A 19,301-nucleotide genomic window follows, 5' to 3' on the forward strand; every position below is an offset into this window, starting at 1 on the left:
CAGGATAAAGTCAAACTAATATCTTTTAAAAAGAAAAAGTTCAGACAACTTGAAAATGTCTGAACTTTTATCAAATTTGTATAATCAAAAAATAGTCAACCTATTTTAGGACTAGTCATTACATTTTTTTAATCTTACTTATTCCCCTTCTCGAAATCAGCGATGAACTGGGCAAGGCCGATATCTGTAAGTGGGTGCTTTAGCAATCCTGTAATTGCAGAGAGCGGGCCTGTCATCACATCGGCACCTATTTTGGCACAGTTTACAATGTGCATTGTATGACGTACGGATGCGGCAAGGATTTCGGTTTCATAACCATAGTTATCATATATCTGGCGTATCTCCTCAATAAGTGCAAGTCCATCAGTAGAAACATCATCAAGACGGCCAATGAATGGCGAAACATACGTTGCCCCGGCTTTAGCAGCCAGCAATGCCTGTCCGGCAGAGAACACCAATGTTACGTTGGTTTTGATACCTTTATCCGAGAAATATTTTGCAGCTTTAAGGCCTTCCTTTGTCATAGGCAGCTTTACCACAATCTGCTCGTGCAGGTCGGCAAGCTCCTCCCCTTCGTTGATCATGCCGTCATAATCTATCGCATTAACCTCAGCGCTCACATCGCCATCAACAATATTGCAGATGTCTACGTAGTGTTTCAGGATGTTGTTTTTTCCGGTAATGCCTTCCTTAGCCATAAGCGAAGGGTTGGTTGTTACACCGTCAAGCACGCCAAGTTCCTGGGCTTCTTTAATCTGGGCAAGGTTGGCTGTATCAATAAAAAATTTCATGGAATATGATTTATTTAGTTGTGTTGAAAATTTTGTGCAAAACTACAACTTATAATGGTTCATCAACAATTTTTCATACACTTTATCGGGCAATGCCCTTTTTAGCACGATAGAGAATTTTTGCATGAATGCCCCTACCTTATAATGCACATTCGGGTTGGGCGTTTTCATGATGGCATATACCGCTTCGGCCATTTGCCGGGGGTCGCTACCGGCATCTACATGGGTGTTCATTTCGTTGAGGGTATTGCCGTAAACCGTTTCGTACGGCGAACCTTTAATAACGGGGGCATGGTAGCGCCCTGCGGCTATGTTGGTGGCAAAATCTCCAGGTGCGACGGTAGTAATCGTTATGCCAAAGCTTTTCACCTCCATCCGTAATGCCTCGCTGATAAGCTCCAAAGCGCCTTTGGATGCCGAATAAACACTCCTGTATGGCAACCCCATATATCCGGCAATGGAAGTTACATTGATGATAAGGCCGCTCTTTTGTCTGCGCATGTGGGGCAGTACGGCTTTCATCACTTCAATCGGGCCAAAGAGGTTGGTCTCGAAATTGTTCTTTATTTCTTCGGCGGGAATTTCTTCCAGTGGGCCGGTTATGCCTACCCCTGCATTGTTGACAAGTACATCGATAGTTCCGGTTTTCGAAATCACTTCCGCAACAGCGGCCCTTATGCTTGCAGCATTGCGCACATCGAGCGCCACCAGCGGAAATACAGATCCTGAAACCTTCTCCGGATTGCGGCTGGTACCGTATACGGTATAGCCTTTTTGATGAAGGAACTCCCCTATCGCCTTACCTATGCCCGATGATGCGCCGGTAATGAATATTGTTTTGCCCATGGTTTTGCAGGTTTTATTACGAATGTACTATTTAGCCACGAATTTTACCAATTTTGATGTTATCGCTATAAACAAAAAAATCCCCTTACGGAGACTGTCTGAAATAAAAGAAAAAATGGCAAGCGACCTACATCGCACCGCTACAACCACATACCTTTGCTGTGTTCCCACCCTGGAGGAGTCTGCAGGAGCTGGTCGTGTAGGACTTGCCGCTGCAAATATACAATCTTTTTATATTTTTGCAAGCCCTTGGGCACGTAATAAAATTCATTGTATATTGGCATCATTATTTATCCGACCATGAAAAAATATAACTTATTAGCAGTCATTTTGTTGGGCGCTGCTATCGTATCATGTGAAAACGAAAAAAAAATTAACATTAATGTTTCGGAACTGAAAGACCGGTATACTAATGAAGAAACCGTACCGCTTTCTGTTACTAATCCTGAAAAAGAGACTATCGATTCGATTGCCTTTTTTGCCAATGACAAGCGCATAGGCGGCGTTACCGGCGAAGGGAAGTTCGACTTTAACCTGAAAGGACAGAAGTTCGGGTATTATGAATTAAAGTCTGTTGCTTATTCACAAGGCGATGTGGTTAAAGATTCCACCCGAATCGAGGTGGTGTCCGGCGTGAAAACGCAACTGGTCAATTATGAGATAGTGAATACGTATCCCCACGATACAAATGCTTACACCCAGGGACTTGAATTTTACCGCGACACTTTGTTTGAAGGTACGGGGCAATATGCCAAGTCGAGCCTGCGCAAAACCAATTACAAAACCGGGGAGGTGTACAAGCGCATCGATTTGGAGGGCAGGTATTTTGGTGAAGGCGTTACTGTTTTTAACGATAAAGTATACCAGCTTACGTGGAAGGAGAATACCGGATTCATTTACAATCCGGATACCTTTAAAAAAGAAAAAGACTTTACCTACTTTAAGCAGGTTCAGGGCTGGGGACTTACCCACGACGATAAGTACCTGTACATGAGCGACGGCTCGGAAAAGATATACAAGCTCGACCCTGTAACGCTTAAGGAAGTAGATTACATCAACATTTACACCGGCGCTACCAAGGTAAAATCGGTTAACGAACTGGAGTGGATCGATGGGAAGATATACGCCAACGTATACCAGGAAAATGCCATTGCCATCATCGACCCGGCCACAGGCGCTGTTGAAGGCGTGCTTAACATGACCGAACTCGACAAGGCCGTGACCAATCCTGACAAAGATGTACTGAACGGCATCGCCTATAACCCTAGGACCGGGACCATTTTTGTAACCGGAAAGAACTGGGACAAGATGTTTGAGATAAGGATAAAGAAATAGGTTATTTGGTTATTAGTTGATTTGGTTATTTGGCCAATATTATAAATTAAAGCTGCTTACGAGTGGCTTTTTTTTGTATATTAGGATTATGAAACACCTCATACTCAAGCTCGTCCTGCCACTCACATTGTTCTCGTTTGTATTTGTTACAAAATGGGCGTACGTCCTTCCTGAAGATGCACCTGATGATATGCTGTTTGGGTTTCCACTGCCCTATCGCTGTTCGGGCTGGCATACTTCATTGTCCGAACAATATTTCCTGATGGAAATGGCCTTCGATCTACTGGTGTATTTTATCATTTGGCTGGCGATCATTTATTTGGTAAACCGGTTAATCGCTGTAAGGCCAAACAGGGCAATTGTGGCAGCGCTTTGGCTGGTAACAGTGCTGTCGTTGGCGTTCCCTGTACTCAGGGCTTCCAACCCTGACAATGTATTTAAAACCAAGAGGGATTTTAAATATGAAGAGGTGGATACAGGTGTGCACTTTATGTGGGACAGCGAGACAAATCCTGATTATGAGAAGTATTTTCCTGAGGAAAAAAGGTAAAAAAAAAAAAGCCCCCACTTTCGTGAAGGCTTCATAACCAACAATTACCACACACTATTTATGCATCAACACGGTATCGATCACATGTATCACCCCGTTTGACTGGTTTACATCCGCAATTGTAATTTTGGCTTTGCCGCCTTTCTCATCCTTGATCCACACGTCCTTACCGTCCATCATGAACCACAGTTTACCTCCTTGCACGGTAGTTACTTCGGCTGTTCCACCACCTTTTTTGATGGCTGCCATAACATCGGCTGCGCTCCACTTGCCGCTTACCACATGGTAGGTCAGCACGCCCTGAAGCATTTCTTTATTTTCAGGCTTGAGCAGTGTCCCTACAGTCCCTTTAGGAAGTTTGTCAAAAGCCGCATTGGTTGGCGCAAAAACCGTAAACGGCCCTTTTCCCTGCAATGTTTCCACCAGCCCGGCTGCTTTTACGGCGGCTACAAGCGTGGTGTGGTCTTTAGAGTTCATTGCATTTTCGACAATGTTTTTGGTCGGATACATTTCTGCTCCGCCTACCATTTTCGTTTTTTGTGCGAAAGAAGCCGTTCCCAGCATCATTGCAAATGCCACTACAGCTGTCGATAAAATTTTTGAATTTTTCATGATTGGTTTATTAAAAGTTATAAAGGCAATTACGCCTTAAGCACAAATGCAGTTTTGAGAAATGATGATTTTAGCATAAGATTAACTTTAGAGGAATTTACCAAGTGCGCGTGAAAATACCTGTTTTTATAAAACAGGTATTTTCCGTATGTGCCGTTCCAACAGAATTACTAATTTTTGTAATGCTCAAAAATCATTTATACCAATGGCTAATTTTTCGAGATCACATTTGAGGTACGCGTACTACACCTGGAACAAGAGCGAAGGCGAATGTACGGCGGTTGAAGGTTTCCCGGACCACCCCCTTAACAGGATAGAGGGTTTTGAGGTACTTTCGTTCATCAACCGGTTTATGGAAACTCAGAATTATTCGCTCACTTCTACGTTCGAACAGATTGAGGAAGCCATCATTGCGCATGTTCCCCTCGATCGCCGCAGCCATAAAACCGTTAAGGAATGGCTTGTGGCCCGTTACCCGGCTGAGTGCATGGTACCGTAAAAGCAAAAGAGGCCGGACATACATCCGGCCTCTTTATTGACCTAAAGCCCCCAAATGGCCAAAAATTAAAAACTAAAACTATCCTAATGCTGTACAACTATTTTTTGGGTAAATACCTTCCCTCCTGCTTCAGCATTCAATACAAATACCCCATTGGCAAGGCCAGACACGTCGAGCCTGCTGCCACTCACCTTCAGTACTTCACGCCCGGACATGTCGTAAAGGCCACCGGTGATGTCTGAAGCAATTTCCAGATTTACGATATCCGATGCCGGGTTAGGATGCACCGAAAGCATTTCGTGCCCAAACTCCTCCTGGCCCATTGTTGATTGCAACGGGATAAAATACCCGCCTGTAGTTGCTACCATGAACAACCCGAATGAAGCACCATTACCGTTATTTTCAGGGTGGGCAAAGCCGCTGGAAAGGATGATTGCAGCCTTGTTGTCCATCTCCATAGTAGCAAGCGGCACTTCATAGGAACCTAATATATCGCCGCCCGTGGTTGTAGTCACCTGGACAACATAATTCATTACCGGCATACTTTGGTAGCCCGCCGTAAACATAGGGTAAGGCATATCGTATATAAATGTCCCCATCGGGATGCTGGTCTCAGCCACATTTATGTTGCCGCAGTCGGTACAGCCATGATTAACAAGGAGGCCGGCATATCCCGGCATGTAGTCATCATCAAAGGCATAAGCAAAATGGCGCATTTCAAAAGCCGGCGCAGGCGAATAGCCTGTTTCACTATAAATGCCGTTGGCCGTAATAATGTGGTTAGTTCCCACTCCAAAAGTATAAGTAGCACTGTAAATACCGTCCGCCACCGACTCACTGTCACCGGGTGCTATGGTAAAAGTCAGCGGGACATCGGCAGGAGCGTCAAGAAATGGTGTTGCAATGCGGAAGCCGATGTTGTCGATGATTCGCACATCGCCAAGGTAAACATCAATAACACTCAATGCCGCATCGGGCGAATTGTGTACAGCCTGGATTTTTGCTGTCTGGCCAAAAGAAACACTGCTTAATAACAGAGTGGCAGATGCCATACATAAGGTAATTTTTTTCATATTGCTATCGGTTAAAATTGTTGTGGCAAATGTACCGTGTACAGCCAAAAACACCTGAAAAACACGGTGAGCAATTCGGTAATCATAAAATTAAAACCCTGATAAACAAATAATTAAAAATAAAATACCCACTCCGATTATTAAAGTAATATTTAGTATTTTCAACATCTTTATTTAAGCGGCCCAATACTTATGAACATCTTTGTCAAAATATCCCTGCTACTACTTGTCTGCCTGCTGCCTGCAGTGAATGGTTTTTGCCAAAATGCGCCTGCTGAAAATAAAAGTGCCGGACCGCTTCGTCAATTGGAAGATGCTGTAGCAAGAAAGGACGGGCTGGAGGAAATTAAAAAGAGTTATGAAGCGCTAAAACACAATGCCGAAACGAGCAGGGATTTTGGCAATATGCAAGCCGGTGCGCTAAAGGCCGGAAGATATGCCTATGACTTAAAAAATGAAACTGAGGCCACCTATTACCTTTCGGAGGCATTGAAATACGAAAAATATTCCCGGCATAAGGACAAGTACGATCACAGCGCTAAGGCCCGCCATTATTTGGGCGATGTTTACCTTGTCAAAAACAATTACAAAATGGCATTATCACATTACCTTGATGCGCTCGATATTGCAAAAAAGCATAAACTTCCTGTGGAAGAGTCAGCGGTACTGAACAACCTTTCGCTGCTCTACATTAAAATGTACGATCCGAAAAACCTGCCCAATACCAAAAAAGGCATGGCTTATGCAGGCAAGGCTATCGCCATACTGGAAAATGAAAATTCGCAGGAAACTAATATCCTGAGGTCATTGGCGGTGGCGTATAATAATTATGGCGATTTGTCCAATAATTATGGAAAGGACAGTGGGCAGCGCAGTTATCAGGAAAAGGCAATCGCATCCTATGAAAAAGCCCTCGCTCTTTTTGATAAAGTGGATATGCGTGGGCAAAAATGCGGTGTGTATGGCAATATAGCCTATGCGTGGAAAGATTTGGGTAATCGCCAAAAGTACTATGCCAACTTGCTGAATGCCTACCATATCATGCAGACGGAAAGAGTATCATTATACGAGCAGGAAGGCATCAACTATGCACTGGGTGAATATTTTTATGAGGAAAAGGATAATTCAAAAAGCCTTTACCACCTGGGGGAAGCCGAAAAAATTCTGGAATCGGACCCTGCAAAAGATTACCAGATCATGACACTCCTCAAGGATCTTGGACAGCGGTTGTATTCGGCAGAGGGTAATTATAAAAAAGCTTATGAGTACCAGGCCGCCAATAAAAAGCTTAACGACAGCGTACTCAATGCCGAAACCCTGCGTAAGTTTGAGGAAATTGAGGTGCGATACCAAAGCGAACGCAAAACACAGCAACTGAAGGAAGCCGCGTTGTCGATTGAAAATGCCCACCTTATGCGAAATGCAGTAATAGCGGTAGCGGTACTCTTGGCACTGTCGCTGTTTCTGTTCTACCGTTCTTATACAGCAAAAAATAAAGCGCTCCGGTTTAAAAAAGAAGCTGCGGAGGTATCGTTGCAGAAGGCCGCTCTTGAAATTGAGGCCAACCGCGAGATGCTGGATCGCTACACCCAAAGCCTCGTTGAAAAGAGCCACCTAATTGATGATCTTGAAAAACAGCTGACCGAATCGGGCAAAGCAGATGACCAGGCTCTTAGCAGGCTGTCCAACAGCAGGATACTTACCCGCGAAGACTGGGCCGAATATAAAAGGTTGTTCGACAGGGTTTATCCGGGCTTCTTTATCAAAATACGCCAGAAATATCCCGATATTACCGACGCCGATGAGCGGATACTTGCTTTCAGCAAGCTCAATATCAGCCTTAAGGAGGCCGCTGACCTTCTGGGTATTTCCTACGATTCCATGAAAAACAGCCGCTATCGCCTCCGTAAAAAAATGGGTATAGACAACGAAACGGATTTCAGGGATATCACAGGGAATATATAAACCCTTCTTATCCAGCATACCGAAAGCTTGCTCACTGGCTTACTTATAGTGTTCTTCAGCACCGTCAGAGCCACCTAAAACAGGATTTACAAATAAGATCAGGCTGACACCTGCAATTATTATATTTCTTTCCAATTACCTGTGCAACGCTATTGCATTTTTTTAAGCCGCAGCAAAGCTTCAAGATAATAATAATCAGCATATATGATGGAGCAGTCTATCTCGCTGCCTGCCGGTTTATGCCCTGTAGAATGTAGCAGGAATGCATTATTAAGTGAATGGCTCTGGTACCTGGCAGATAATTCTTCAAGCATCTTTTCAGCTTTTTGACGGTACTCTTTTTTAGCTTCTTGTCTTCGGTAAGGGTAGACAGCTCAAGCAAAGCCGATGCCGTGATTGCCGCTGCAGAGGCATCCCTGGGCTCATCGGGTATGCCCGGCGCGTTAAAGTCCCAGTAAGGGATAAGGTCTTTAGGCAGCCTATCAAGGTATATACGTGCGATTTTGTTCGCAAACTCGAGGAACTTAGGGTCTTTTGTCTCCCGGTACACCATCGTGAAACCATATATGCCCCATGCCTGCCCCCTGGCCCACATACTGCCATCGGCAAAACCCTGTGCGGTAACACCTTTTATCTTTCTTCCTGTTTCAGGATCGTACACCAAAACATGATAGGCACTGTAATCCTCCCTGAAATGGTTTTCCATAGTGGTTTCAGCGTGCTTTACAGCAATGTCATAAAGCTTTTTATCGCCGCCATTCTTTGATGCCCAAAACAACAGCTCAAGGTTCATCATGTTATCGATTATGGTGTTGTGCCCTCCATAGTTATTATGGGGCCATGACTGTATTGTCCCTACTTTAGGATTATAAAGCGTGGCCAGCGTATCGGCGGTCCTCAATACAATTTCTTTATATCCCGGATTTTTCGTGAGCCTGTAACCATTTCCAAAACTGTTGAAAACCTGGAATCCCAGGTCATGGTCACTGGCTTTATTAGACGATAGCGGGGCCAGCAGCATAGTATATTTATCAGCTGCCGCGAGAAACTTTTGATCACCTGTTGCTTCATAAAGGTACCAAAGCTCTCCCGGCCAAAAACCGCTTGTCCAGTCGCCATATTCAACAAACTTCCAATATTTGGCATGCGTGGGTATGCTCCTTGGCAACACGCCTGTGTCGGGAATCGTGGCAAGTGTTTTTGTCGCCTGGGCAGCGCAATATTCTATTTCCTTATTAACATCAGGACCGGCAGTTGTGTCGCTTTTTATACCAACCGCTGCCAGTAAAGCCGCTCCTGCAAGGCTCATGAATTTCATTTTTAGACCCATCTCCGGTTCCTTATTTATTGGTTACGTTACTCATCTTTGCTTTGCCAAATATATAAAATGACATCCATTATGCCATGTAAGAAATAATGCAGGCCTCACCCACCCCTGAAAAGCATGTTACGCGCGGCTATCCTTCATACATATCCATCCTGAGCCTGGTCTCTTCCAGGTCAAGCTCGCGCTCAATTTTCCTGAGCACCTCTTCGCTCGTCCCGCCTTTCCGATGCAACTGCTCAATTTTTTGGCGTTCTACATTGATGAGGTCGATTTGCAGTTGCGTAAATTCGTTAAAAATATTTACAGGAAGGGTATCGCCCTTCCCGAAAAAATTAGCGGGAAGCTCGGTCTTTTGAAGCCTGTTGAATTTTACCTCATATTTGCTCTTGATATTATGAAGCAGCTCGTCCTGCAACAGGGAAAGGTTTTCCTCTATGTGGGCAATGGTTTGGGAAACTAACAGGTTGCGTACCTCATATTCTTCGGCATATGCCGAATAAGGCTTTAGCTTCATCTTCTTAATGGCAAATGGCAGCGTAAGCCCTAGCAGTATGAGGGTAGAAACGATGACGCAGAATGTCAGGAAAATAATAAGGTTGCGGTGCGGGAAAGGCGAGCCGTCGGGCAGGGCTAACGGAATTGCCATTGCCGCCGCCATAGATACCACACCGCGCATACCGGCCCAACCGAAAACTACAAGGTTGCGCGGGTCGAAGGGCTCGGTCTCGCGTATCTTTTTACTCAGCACCCTCGGCAGCATGGCAGCCGGCACTACCCAGACGAAGCGCATTACTATTACCACCACGCTTACCGCAGCGCCCCACAGCAGCAGCTCGCCCGTTGAGTAGCCATCAATGCCGTTCATTATCTCCCTGAGCTGGAGTCCTATGAGGATAAAAACCAATCCGTTAAGGATATAAACACCAACATCCCAAACCGTTACAGCCATGATGCGGCTTTGGTGGGTAAATATCTGCCCTGCCCGGTAAGAGAGGTACAAGCCTGTAGTCACCACCGCAAGTACCCCCGAAAAATGAAAATGCTCGGCCAAAAGGTAGGAAGCAAATGGCGTAAGCAATGTAAGGGTGGTTTCGACAATGGGGTCGCAAACAAACTTTTTGTGAATGAGGTACATGATGTAGCCCAGCCCCAGCCCAATTGCTATGCCTGCAACCACCATCAGGAAAAAGTTGCCGCTGGCTTCCCACATTATAAAATTTCCGGCGGTTATGGCTGTCAGTGCATATTTGTACGCTACAAGGCCGCTCGCATCGTTCACGAGGCTCTCCCCTTCCAATATGGTAATAATTCGCGGGTGCAGCCCCAACCCTTTGGTAACGGATGTCGCGGCAACGGCATCGGGCGGCGAAACTATGGCCCCTATCAGGAAGGCCAACGGCCAGCTAAGCCCAATAAAGCCATGGGCAACAACGGCTACCGCAAGTGTTGTAAACAAAACGAGCCCAATGGCCGCCAACGATATGGGACGGATAGCCTTTTTAAAATCGTGCCAGCTGGTATTCCATGCGGCATTGTAAAGCAGCGGCGGCAGGAATATAAGGAATACAACGTCGGGGCTAAGGGCAATAACGGGCAGGCCCGGGATTACGCTGATGATAATGCCGCACAGTACCAGCACTATGGGGAACGGGAATTTATATTTGTTGCTAAGGATGCCCAAAAAAGCAATCCCGAAGAGCATCATGATGATAATGGTAATGTTTTCCATAGGGCGAAAATTACGAATTTTCCAAATTAAAATAATGCCTTTCGCTACCTTTGCAATAAACACATTATCATGGCTAAAAAGAACCGCAAACACGAGGAATTGTGGAATGTAATCACCCACGGCACCGGCGCATTGCTCTCGGCTGCTGCGTTTGCGCTTATGGTAATTTATGCCGCTTTTAACGGTACCGGAATGCACATCGCCTCTGCAATTGTATTCGGTTTCAGCCTGCTGCTGCTGTATAGTGCTTCCACCATTTACCATTATGTTGCAACGTTGCGATGGAAACGGTTTTTCCAAAAAATAGACCATCTGTGCATTTACATCCTCATTGCCGGCACCTATACTCCTGTAGCACTGCTGGGCCTCAAAGGCGCCTGGGGATGGATCATTTTTGGCCTGATATGGGCCTTTGCGCTACTGGGCTTCATATTTAAGTTTTCGCCCCTGCGAAGGTCAGAAAAATTATCACTGTCGCTATATGCGCTCATGGGCTGGCTTATCGTTATTGCCATTAAGCCACTTATTGAAACCGTAGCCCCACAGGCATTATACTATCTTTTGGGAGGCGGTTTGTGCTATACTTTCGGCATCTATTTTTATGCGAAGGAAAAAATACCCTACAACCACGCCATATGGCATGTCTTTGTACTGGGCGGCAGCACACTGCATTTCTTCGGAATATTTTTTTACCTGATACCCTGATGCAAGGAATAATTTATTATTTTTAATTTACTAATAAAAGACTCCCTAAAAAACTTTGGAAAATTTGGATATTACGCAGCCATTCCCCAGGGGCGGCGGAGAAATGGGCGAACTAATACGGAATTTCGATTGGGCCACATCACCAATAGGCCCGATTGAAACATGGCCGGTCAGCCTTAAAAATGCTGTGAGTACACTTTTGTATTCTAAATTCCCGATGTTTCTTTTTTGGGGAGATGACAACATACAATTTTACAATGATGCATTTCGGCAAATGCTGGGGCACAATGGAAAGCATCCTGATGCATTGGGCCAAAAGGCCATCGACTGCTGGATAGAGACATGGGACATTGTCGGGCCTCTTATCTATAATGTGAAGAATGAGGCCGAGGGTATTTATTTTGAAGACCTGCTAATACCGATATACCGTAATGGGGAAATGCAGGACGGGTACTGGACCTTTAGCTACAGCCCGATATTGGACGAACGGGGAATGGTACAGGGCGTACTGTGCATATCTACCGAAACCACGGAAAAAGTAAACGGCCTAAGCCGGATAATTGACAGCAAAAAAGAGTTAGAATTTGCAATAGATGCTGCGGAGCTGGGTGTTTGGGACCTGAACCCGGAAACCGGCAGGTTCTCGGGCAATGCCAGGTTAAAAAGCTGGTTTGGCCTGAAGCCGGATAATGAAATACCGCTGGAGATCGCTACAAAAGCCATTGCTGAAAAAGACAGGGAGCGTGTTATTGCTGCCATAAACAAAGCGCTTGAACATAGTTCAGGTGGGGTATACAATATTGAATACACCGTCATCAATCCGCGAACCAGGGAAGAACGCCTTCTCAGGGCCAAAGGCCGGGCTTGGTTTAATGAAAATAAAGTTGCATACCGGTTTAACGGTACGGCCCAGGATATTACCGAAAACCGTAAAGCCCAGGAAGAAGTTGCCGAAGCCAACCAGCTGGCAGACATTGCCACAAAAAGTGCCGGTATGGGGCTATTCAGGGTAGATCTTACAACGGGCGAAATCAACTACTCCCCTATGTTTGCCTACATTCTGACCGGCGATATCAACAAGCGCGAAATTTCCCGAAAAGCCTTCATGAGATATATTCACCCTGATGACCTGCCGGAAAGGGCCAGGGCATTGGAAGAAGGCAAAAAGAACAATGAGTTTTATTATTCCCCACGGTTAATCTGGGATGACGGGTCTGTACACCGCATAGTTGTAATGGGCTCCAATAGCTTTGATGCAGACGGCAAGGCTGTAACATTTTCCGGTACGGTAAGGGATATAAGCGTGCTGGAAAACCAGGTGCTGGCTTTGCAGAAAGCTGAATCGGAAAAACGTGAAAGCGATGCCATGTTTCGCCATGTCACCAACAGTTCTCCTGTGGGCCTGTGGCTATCAGATACTGATGGCACGCTAACCTATGTTAATGGCATCCTTGCAGAGTGGACAGGCCGTTCTGTTACTGAACTGCTCGAAAACGGGTGGATCAATTCGATAATTGAAGCAGACAGGAAACGTACCGTAGCGACATTTATTGAAGTTATGGGACAATTGGCTCACTTTGATGTAATGTTTCGACTGCAAAAATCAGATGGCAGCATCATATGGTGTCGAACTGCGGGCGATCCTTATTATGACGAAAATGGCAGATTTGCCGGCTATGCAGGATACTGCATGGATATTGATGAGATTATAGAAGGACGCCAGGCGCTGACAGAAAGCGAACAACGCTTTAAAGCCATAATTGAGGAAGCTCCTGTTGCAACCTGCCTCTTTACCGGTCCTGACTTTAAAATTGAGGTGGCCAATGAACTTATGCTGGCCTATTGGGGTAAAGATAAATCCGTATTAGGCAAACCCCTCATTCAGGGCCTGCCGGAACTGGAAGGACAGCCGTTCCTTGATATCCTTAACGATATTTACAAGACAGGGCGGACACATTCTGAAATTGAAGCTTACGCCAAACTGGAAGTGAACGGCGTACTGGGCGACTATTATTTTGATTATACCTATAAACCGCTATTTGACAGTGACGGAAAAATTTACGGCATTATAGACATGGCCATGGATGTGACCGACAGGGTGATTGCACAGCGACGCATAGATGAAAGCCGCAAACAACTGCTCGATTCATTTGAACAGTCACCTGTGGGCATCGCTATCATCAGTAAGCAGGAACTGGCTTTTACCATGGCCAATAAGTTTTATGGGGAACTGATTGACCGCTTGCCGGAAACTATTATTGGCAAGCCTTTGCTCGAAGCCCTGCCTGAGTTGAAAGGCCAGGGATTTGATGTGCTTCTTGAAGAAGTTATTGCCACGGGTGAAGCGTATACCGCCAATGAGGTTGCTATAAATCTGTTAAGGCAGGGCCGCATGGAAACCGTGTACCTCGACTTTGCCTACCAGCCCATGCATGCCAGTTCGGGCGAAGTTTCCGGAGTACTTGTAGTAGCCATAGACGTCACACAGCAAGTGCAGTCGAGGCAAAAGGTTGAAATGAGCGAAGCCAAACTGCGGTCAATCATAGCTACCGCGCCTGCGGGTATAGGGCTGTTTGTAGGCCGTGACCTTGTCATTGAAATGCCCAACCAAACCTTTATAGACATTGTTGGCAAAGGATGGGATATTGTTGGGAAGCCATTGCGCGAGGCCATGCCTGAGCTGGTAACCCACGGACAGCCTTTCCTTAAAATACTTGATGACGTATATACCACCGGCAAAATGTACCAGAGTTTTGGGGATCAGGTAAAAATAGTCCAGAACGGCATACTCACCTACAATTATTACAATATTACCTATACTCCTGTTTTTGATGAAAATAATGAAGTATACGCCATCCTGGATATAGCCGTTGATGTAACGGAAGCTGTTTTGGCCCGCCAAAAGCTTGAAGACTCCCAGGCAGCGCTAAGGGGTGCTATAGAGCTTGCCGAGCTTGCAACATGGAGGTATAACATTAAGGAAAATACCTTTAACTTTTCCGAACGCTTTATGGACTGGCTGGGCTTTGATGAAGGTACAAAAAGCCTTGCCGAAGCCTATGAACCATTGCCGGAAGATTATGTAAAAATGGTAGATGAAAAGATAAAAGCTACACTGGCTGCAGGATCTGACGGGCTGTATGAAAATGAGCACCCTATAGTAAACAGTCTTACCGGGCAGGTACGCATCATCCATGCGCAGGCGCAGGTAAGCTATGACATTGCCGGAAACCCGGAATACCTTACCGGTACAGCACAGGATGTAACCAAAGAACGCAAACTGCAGCAGCAGCTTGAATTTGAAGTAAAGCAGCGCACGGAAGAATTGCTGCACGCCAACACCGAACTGGCCGAACTTAACAATGCCCTGCAGCTAAACAACCAGGAGTTGAACCAGTTTGCCTATATCGCATCGCATGACCTGCAGGAGCCTGCACGAAAGATTAGCATCTTTTCTAAAATGCTGCAGGAAAGCCTGGGCACAATGGAGGAAAGGCCGGCCAGTTACCTTAAAAAGATCAATATTGCCGCCGACAGGATGGGGAACCTCATACGCGACGTGTTAAGCTATTCCCAGCTGTCTAAAAACAATACTTTATTTGAAATTACAGACCTGAACAGCATATTAGCCGATAACCTGACCGATTTCGAGCTCATAATGGAGCAAACAGGCGCGCAGGTAACTGCTGATACACTTCCGGTGATCGATGCTATCCCGCTACAGATGTCGCAGCTGTTTGGCAACCTGGTATCCAATTCACTTAAATACAAACGCCCTGATATAAGCCCTGTAATTACCATTTCGGCAAGTCATGCAACAAAAGAGGAGATTGCCGCTTTCGCAACAGATGCTGCACCGGCCTACTACAAAATTGAATTCAGGGATAACGGAATAGGATTTGATAGTGAATATGCGGACAGGATATTTCAGATTTTCCAGCGGCTGCACGGCAAATCGGAATTTTCAGGTACCGGCATAGGGCTCGCCATCTGCAAGAAGATCGTATTGAACCATCATGGCCACATTGAAGCGGCATCACGCGAAGGTGAGGGCGCAGTATTTACCATTTACCTTCCTGAGCGGCAGCAGGTAAAGCAGGACTAAGTAAGCATCAACAGGGAGTTTTACTTCTGCCTTCGGTGAAACAGAAAGATTAAATATTTCTCAACGCTCTTAAACTTCCCTACCTTTGCACCAACATTCGAACATTCACATGAAATTAGACATACTTGTTTTTGGCGCCCACCCCGATGATGTGGAACTGAGCTGCGGCGCGACCATAGCCAAGGAAATATCATTGGGCAAAAAAGTAGGGATTATTGACCTTACCCGTGGCGAGCTGGGAACCCGTGGTACTGCCGAAATACGGGATGAAGAAGCCGCTGAAGCCGCAAAGATACTGGGTGTTGCCGTTAGGGAGAACCTGCGTTTCCGCGATGGGTTCTTTACCAATGATGAAGCCCACCAAATGGAGATCATCAGGATGGTGCGCAAATACCAGCCGGATATTGTAATCTGCAACGCGGTAGACGACCGCCACATCGACCACGGCAAGGGCAGCAGGCTGGTATCGGATGCGTGCTTTTTATCAGGACTGCGCAGGATTGAAACAAAATTGGGCGACACGCTACAGCAAGCCTGGAGGCCAAAGCTGGTGTACCATTACATACAATGGAAGAACCTGGCGCCTGACTTTGTAGTGGATGTTACCGGTTTCATGGATGTGAAAGTGGCCTCGCTGATGGCATATAAGTCGCAATTTTATGACCCGGACAGCAATGAACCTGTAACCCCCATCGCTACAAAAAACTTTAAAGAGAGCATTCTTTACCGGGCAGCCGACCTGGGAAGGCTTATAAATTCGGAATATGCCGAAGGTTTTACAGTAGAAAGGTATTTGGCAGTGAACAGCTTAGGAGATTTGATATAAAAAATATAAATTTTTGCTTGCAAAAACGGCGGAATACCTTATATTTGCACTCGCAAAACAAATGGTGATTGTAGCTCAGTTGGTTAGAGCGTTGGATTGTGGTTCCAAAGGTCGCGGGTTCGAGCCCCGTCTTTCACCCTTCTTTCATGCCCCGGATTTTTCCGGGGCTTTTTTTATGCTTATATAATAAGAAATTCCTTATATTAGCTGTGATTAACCCTAACAATACAATGGAACTGGACTACGAAGATTTAGGAAAAAGATTTGACTGCGCCTGCGGGGATGTCATAGAAAAGTTAAGCACCGTATATGCTACCGATTATAAAGGAGCCGGGCCTGAAAAACTGTCGGCTTTCCTGGAACTGATACAAAAGGAATTTGATGCTGCAGAAACAACTTTCATCAGGGACAACAAAATTGGCTCCGATGCACGCGCATTGCAGGACATAAAGGCCATTGCCAAATCCTATGCAAGAAAATGCCTGTCTGATTACAGTAAAGTTGCTTAAAGGCAGTATAATATCACCGTTATTTATGTTAAAAAACATTTAAACATTAATTTACTGTCAAATTTGCACTATATTTGACTTCAAATTGGCGGGAAAGCTATTTTACTGCTGTTTATTTTTGGGGGCATTTATAGGCGCTAAGTTTAATATAAAGCCGTACCGCCAATTTTATCAATTACATTCCTTATAAACTTATCGAAATCATTTTTCCCTGAGGATTGGGTTTAGGGTATTTATTGCCGTATACACTACGCTGCAGAGGATCCTGCACGAAAAATTTTACTAAATTTAGGTTCTATATTATAACTTTCGTGTTTCCTCCTATTGTTTATTTTGCTGAAAATTTAAAATTAACAATGAAGTAAGCATGGGGTTTGACTACAAAGAACTGGAAGAGCAGTTGGCAATAGTGTGCGATGAGGTGCACAAGGATTTTCTTAAAAGGTTTAACAGCGAAATTTATATATCCGCAGGGGGCGCAAAACTCGAAGTCTTTATAAACGACCTGCAAAGGGAGTTTGAAACCACTGCAAACGCTTTTCTTAAAAAGCATAACCTCGAAAAAGATACCGAGGCACGCAAAAGGGTGCTTACAATAACCAAGCTTTATGCTAAAAAATGCGTTGAGGATTTCAGCAAAATTTAAAAAAGAAAGCCACGAACTTTGATAAAATAAGTTCGTGGCTCATTATTTTCTGTAAAATTTAAAACTGGTTTATTGTCTTTCTTATTGCTACAAGCTTTTTCATCAATCCTTCAAAGTAATCGAGGTGTAGCATGTTGGCACCGTCACTCTTGGCATTGGCAGGATCAAAATGCGTTTCGATGAAAATCCCGTCAACACCTACTGCTATACCTGCCTTGGCAACGGTCTCGATCATGTCCGGACGGCCACCGGTCACACCTGTGGTCTGGTTGGGCTGCTGCAGCGAGTGTGTCACGTCAAGCACCGTAGTAGCAAACTGCTGCATGGTTGGGATGCCGCGGTAATCTACAATCATGTCCTGGTAGCCGAACATCGTGCCACGGTCGGTAGCCATTACGTTCCCGTTGCCGCAGTCCAGTACTTTTTGTACGGCGTGCTTCATGCTCTCCGGGCTCATGAACTGCCCCTTTTTCAGGTTCACCGTTTTGCCTGTATTGGCCGCAGCAACCACAAGGTCCGTCTGGCGCACAAGGAATGCCGGTATCTGGAGCACATCTACATATTCTGCCGCCATTGGGGCATCTTCATTGGTGTGGATGTCAGTTACTGTCGGGATGCCAAAGGTCTGCGATACTTTTTGAAGGATTTTCAACGCCTTCTCATCACCTATGCCGCTAAAGCTGTCAATGCGGGAGCGGTTCGCCTTTTTGAACGACCCTTTGAATACGTAAGGGATTTCGAGCCTGTCAGTTACTTCAACAAGCTTCTCGGCAATGCGCAGCGCCATTTCCTCGCCTTCTATGGCACATGGGCCGGCCAAAAGGAAAAAGTTGCCGCTGTCGGTATGTTTTATCTGTGGGATATTCTTTAAGTTCATTGTTGTGTTTTTTTGAAGTGCAAAGATAGTTATTTCAGATTTTAGATTTCAGATTTTAGATTTCAGATTGAGCTACACTCTTGCTGTGGCATATGCATTTAAGGTTTGAGTGGAAAAAATCTGAAATCTGAAATCTGAAATAAATTAGGGAATAATCCGTATCCCAAAACCATATGGCGCCACGATCTCCCCTTTTTCGTACAGGTTAACGTAGATGCGCACCGGCTCGGCAAGGCCATCCCAGGTCACTTCATAAATATCGAGCAGGCCGGCACCCATATCAGTCCTTTTGGAAGGGAATGGGCAGCAGGTATCAACTTTGCTGTACGACAGCTTTTCCCCCTTAGGCCCGGTAAGCGCACCAAAGTAGCGCTGCACGTTGATTTCGGAAGTCTGGTAGGTCATAAAGCCAAGGTTCACCGGATAATCCTGGTCATAGCCATATTTTTTATCCTTGCTTATTTGTACAATGACAAAAGTCTTTTCTTTTGACAACGATGGCATTTTTGCATCGTTATTAATATTCTTTATCGTATTGCGAGTGCTTACGCACGAACTAAGCGCCAATAGCGATAGTGACATCAGGAATATCTTTTTCATCCGTCTCGATTTGTTTGTCCAAAGTTAGTAAAAAGATGGAACGCGGATGACGTTGATTTTATGCATATTTTCACTCACTTTTTACTATCGGATAGCTATATTTTTTAAACCCATTGCAAATTTCTAAAATTCATCTACTCCTACTGGGCAACGTCTTTCCGGGGAGGTACGACCCCGCCAACGCGGGGCTCCGCATTCTATGATATAAAACAATTAAAATCAGTAAAAAATTATCCTGCGAATTTATATGTATTTATAAAGGGTGACTGTCTATTGATTACAGAGAATACTCTGCTAACTATCTTA

17 protein-coding genes, 1 tRNA gene and 1 other RNA gene are annotated in these 19,301 nt (G+C 45.2%); 10 read left to right on the forward strand and 9 right to left on the reverse strand.

Annotation, left to right across the window (positions count from 1 at the left end; genetic code table 11):
• Positions 1–134: 134 nt before the first annotated feature.
• The 3 genes from fsa to ffs all read right to left on the reverse strand — a co-directional run bounded on the left by fsa (position 135) and on the right by ffs (position 1,849).
• Positions 135–791, reverse strand: coding sequence for a fructose-6-phosphate aldolase (fsa, locus tag OGH69_RS17900; protein WP_265175872.1), 657 nt, complete (start codon positions 789–791; stop codon positions 135–137).
• A 42-nt stretch (positions 792–833) separates the two neighbouring features.
• Positions 834–1,637, reverse strand: coding sequence for an SDR family oxidoreductase (locus OGH69_RS17905; protein WP_265175873.1), 804 nt, complete (start codon positions 1,635–1,637; stop codon positions 834–836).
• 113 nt (positions 1,638–1,750) lie between these two features.
• An RNA gene (gene ffs, locus OGH69_RS17910) (signal recognition particle sRNA small type) lies at positions 1,751–1,849 on the reverse strand.
• An 88-nt stretch (positions 1,850–1,937) separates the two neighbouring features.
• Here ffs and OGH69_RS17915 point away from each other — a divergent pair.
• Both OGH69_RS17915 and OGH69_RS17920 read left to right on the forward strand, forming a co-directional pair.
• The gene (locus OGH69_RS17915) at positions 1,938–2,972 is read left to right on the forward strand and encodes a glutaminyl-peptide cyclotransferase (RefSeq protein ID WP_265175874.1); all 1,035 of its coding nucleotides are present in this window, start codon (positions 1,938–1,940) and stop codon (positions 2,970–2,972) included.
• Between the two features lie 88 nt (positions 2,973–3,060).
• Positions 3,061–3,522, forward strand: coding sequence for a hypothetical protein (locus OGH69_RS17920; protein WP_265175875.1), 462 nt, complete (start codon positions 3,061–3,063; stop codon positions 3,520–3,522).
• 54 nt (positions 3,523–3,576) lie between these two features.
• On the opposite strand, the gene OGH69_RS17925 is transcribed toward OGH69_RS17920, so the two are convergent.
• Positions 3,577–4,134 (reverse strand): fasciclin domain-containing protein, encoded by a 558-nt coding sequence (locus OGH69_RS17925; protein WP_265175876.1) that lies wholly within the window; start codon positions 4,132–4,134, stop codon positions 3,577–3,579.
• Positions 4,135–4,339: 205 nt separating this feature from the next.
• Between OGH69_RS17925 and OGH69_RS17930 the strand changes: the two genes are divergently transcribed.
• The gene (locus OGH69_RS17930) at positions 4,340–4,633 is read left to right on the forward strand and encodes a hypothetical protein (RefSeq protein ID WP_265175877.1); all 294 of its coding nucleotides are present in this window, start codon (positions 4,340–4,342) and stop codon (positions 4,631–4,633) included.
• Positions 4,634–4,716: 83 nt separating this feature from the next.
• Here the strand turns inward: OGH69_RS17930 and OGH69_RS17935 are convergent, their stop codons facing one another.
• Positions 4,717–5,685: a T9SS type A sorting domain-containing protein gene (locus OGH69_RS17935; protein ID WP_265175878.1), complete on the reverse strand. Its 969-nt coding sequence runs from the start codon at positions 5,683–5,685 to the stop codon at positions 4,717–4,719.
• Positions 5,686–5,898: 213 nt separating this feature from the next.
• Between OGH69_RS17935 and OGH69_RS17940 the strand changes: the two genes are divergently transcribed.
• Complete coding sequence (locus OGH69_RS17940; RefSeq protein ID WP_265175879.1) at positions 5,899–7,671, forward strand: tetratricopeptide repeat protein; 1,773 nt, start codon at positions 5,899–5,901, stop codon at positions 7,669–7,671.
• Between the two features lie 217 nt (positions 7,672–7,888).
• Here OGH69_RS17940 and OGH69_RS17945 read toward each other — a convergent pair whose 3' ends face one another.
• Together OGH69_RS17945 and OGH69_RS17950 are read right to left on the reverse strand one after the other, a co-directional pair.
• A complete protein-coding gene (locus tag OGH69_RS17945; protein WP_265175880.1) occupies positions 7,889–8,980 on the reverse strand; it encodes a glycoside hydrolase family 88 protein in 1,092 nt (363 codons plus the stop codon).
• Between the two features lie 148 nt (positions 8,981–9,128).
• Positions 9,129–10,727: a Na+/H+ antiporter gene (locus OGH69_RS17950; protein WP_265175881.1), complete on the reverse strand. Its 1,599-nt coding sequence runs from the start codon at positions 10,725–10,727 to the stop codon at positions 9,129–9,131.
• A gap of 69 nt (positions 10,728–10,796) precedes the next feature.
• Here OGH69_RS17950 and OGH69_RS17955 point away from each other — a divergent pair, with 69 nt between their 5' ends.
• The 6 genes from OGH69_RS17955 (at position 10,797) to OGH69_RS17980 (ending at position 17,518) form a co-directional block, all read left to right on the forward strand.
• Positions 10,797–11,432 (forward strand): PAQR family membrane homeostasis protein TrhA, encoded by a 636-nt coding sequence (locus OGH69_RS17955; protein ID WP_265175882.1) that lies wholly within the window; start codon positions 10,797–10,799, stop codon positions 11,430–11,432.
• Between the two features lie 55 nt (positions 11,433–11,487).
• Positions 11,488–15,537 (forward strand): PAS domain S-box protein, encoded by a 4,050-nt coding sequence (locus tag OGH69_RS17960; RefSeq protein ID WP_265175883.1) that lies wholly within the window; start codon positions 11,488–11,490, stop codon positions 15,535–15,537.
• 109 nt (positions 15,538–15,646) lie between these two features.
• Positions 15,647–16,363, forward strand: a complete 717-nt coding sequence (gene bshB1, locus OGH69_RS17965) for a bacillithiol biosynthesis deacetylase BshB1 (RefSeq protein ID WP_265175884.1) — start codon at positions 15,647–15,649, stop codon at positions 16,361–16,363.
• A gap of 63 nt (positions 16,364–16,426) precedes the next feature.
• A tRNA-His gene (locus OGH69_RS17970) sits at positions 16,427–16,502 on the forward strand.
• 91 nt (positions 16,503–16,593) lie between these two features.
• The gene (locus tag OGH69_RS17975) at positions 16,594–16,872 is read left to right on the forward strand and encodes a hypothetical protein (RefSeq protein WP_265175885.1); all 279 of its coding nucleotides are present in this window, start codon (positions 16,594–16,596) and stop codon (positions 16,870–16,872) included.
• 367 nt (positions 16,873–17,239) lie between these two features.
• On the forward strand, positions 17,240–17,518 hold the full coding sequence (locus OGH69_RS17980; RefSeq protein WP_265175886.1) for a hypothetical protein: 279 nt from the start codon (positions 17,240–17,242) through the stop codon (positions 17,516–17,518).
• 58 nt (positions 17,519–17,576) lie between these two features.
• On the opposite strand, the gene kdsA is transcribed toward OGH69_RS17980, so the two are convergent.
• Positions 17,577–18,395, reverse strand: a complete 819-nt coding sequence (gene kdsA / locus OGH69_RS17985; RefSeq protein WP_265175887.1) for a 3-deoxy-8-phosphooctulonate synthase — start codon at positions 18,393–18,395, stop codon at positions 17,577–17,579.
• Positions 18,396–18,539: 144 nt separating this feature from the next.
• Positions 18,540–18,995 (reverse strand): 2-dehydro-3-deoxyphosphooctonate aldolase, encoded by a 456-nt coding sequence (locus OGH69_RS17990; RefSeq protein ID WP_265175888.1) that lies wholly within the window; start codon positions 18,993–18,995, stop codon positions 18,540–18,542.
• Positions 18,996–19,301: the final 306 nt, after the last annotated feature.

The sequence above is a fragment of the Flavobacterium sp. MFBS3-15 genome (assembly GCF_026107645.2).
In the GTDB taxonomy this organism is placed as follows: domain Bacteria; phylum Bacteroidota; class Bacteroidia; order Flavobacteriales; family Flavobacteriaceae; genus Flavobacterium.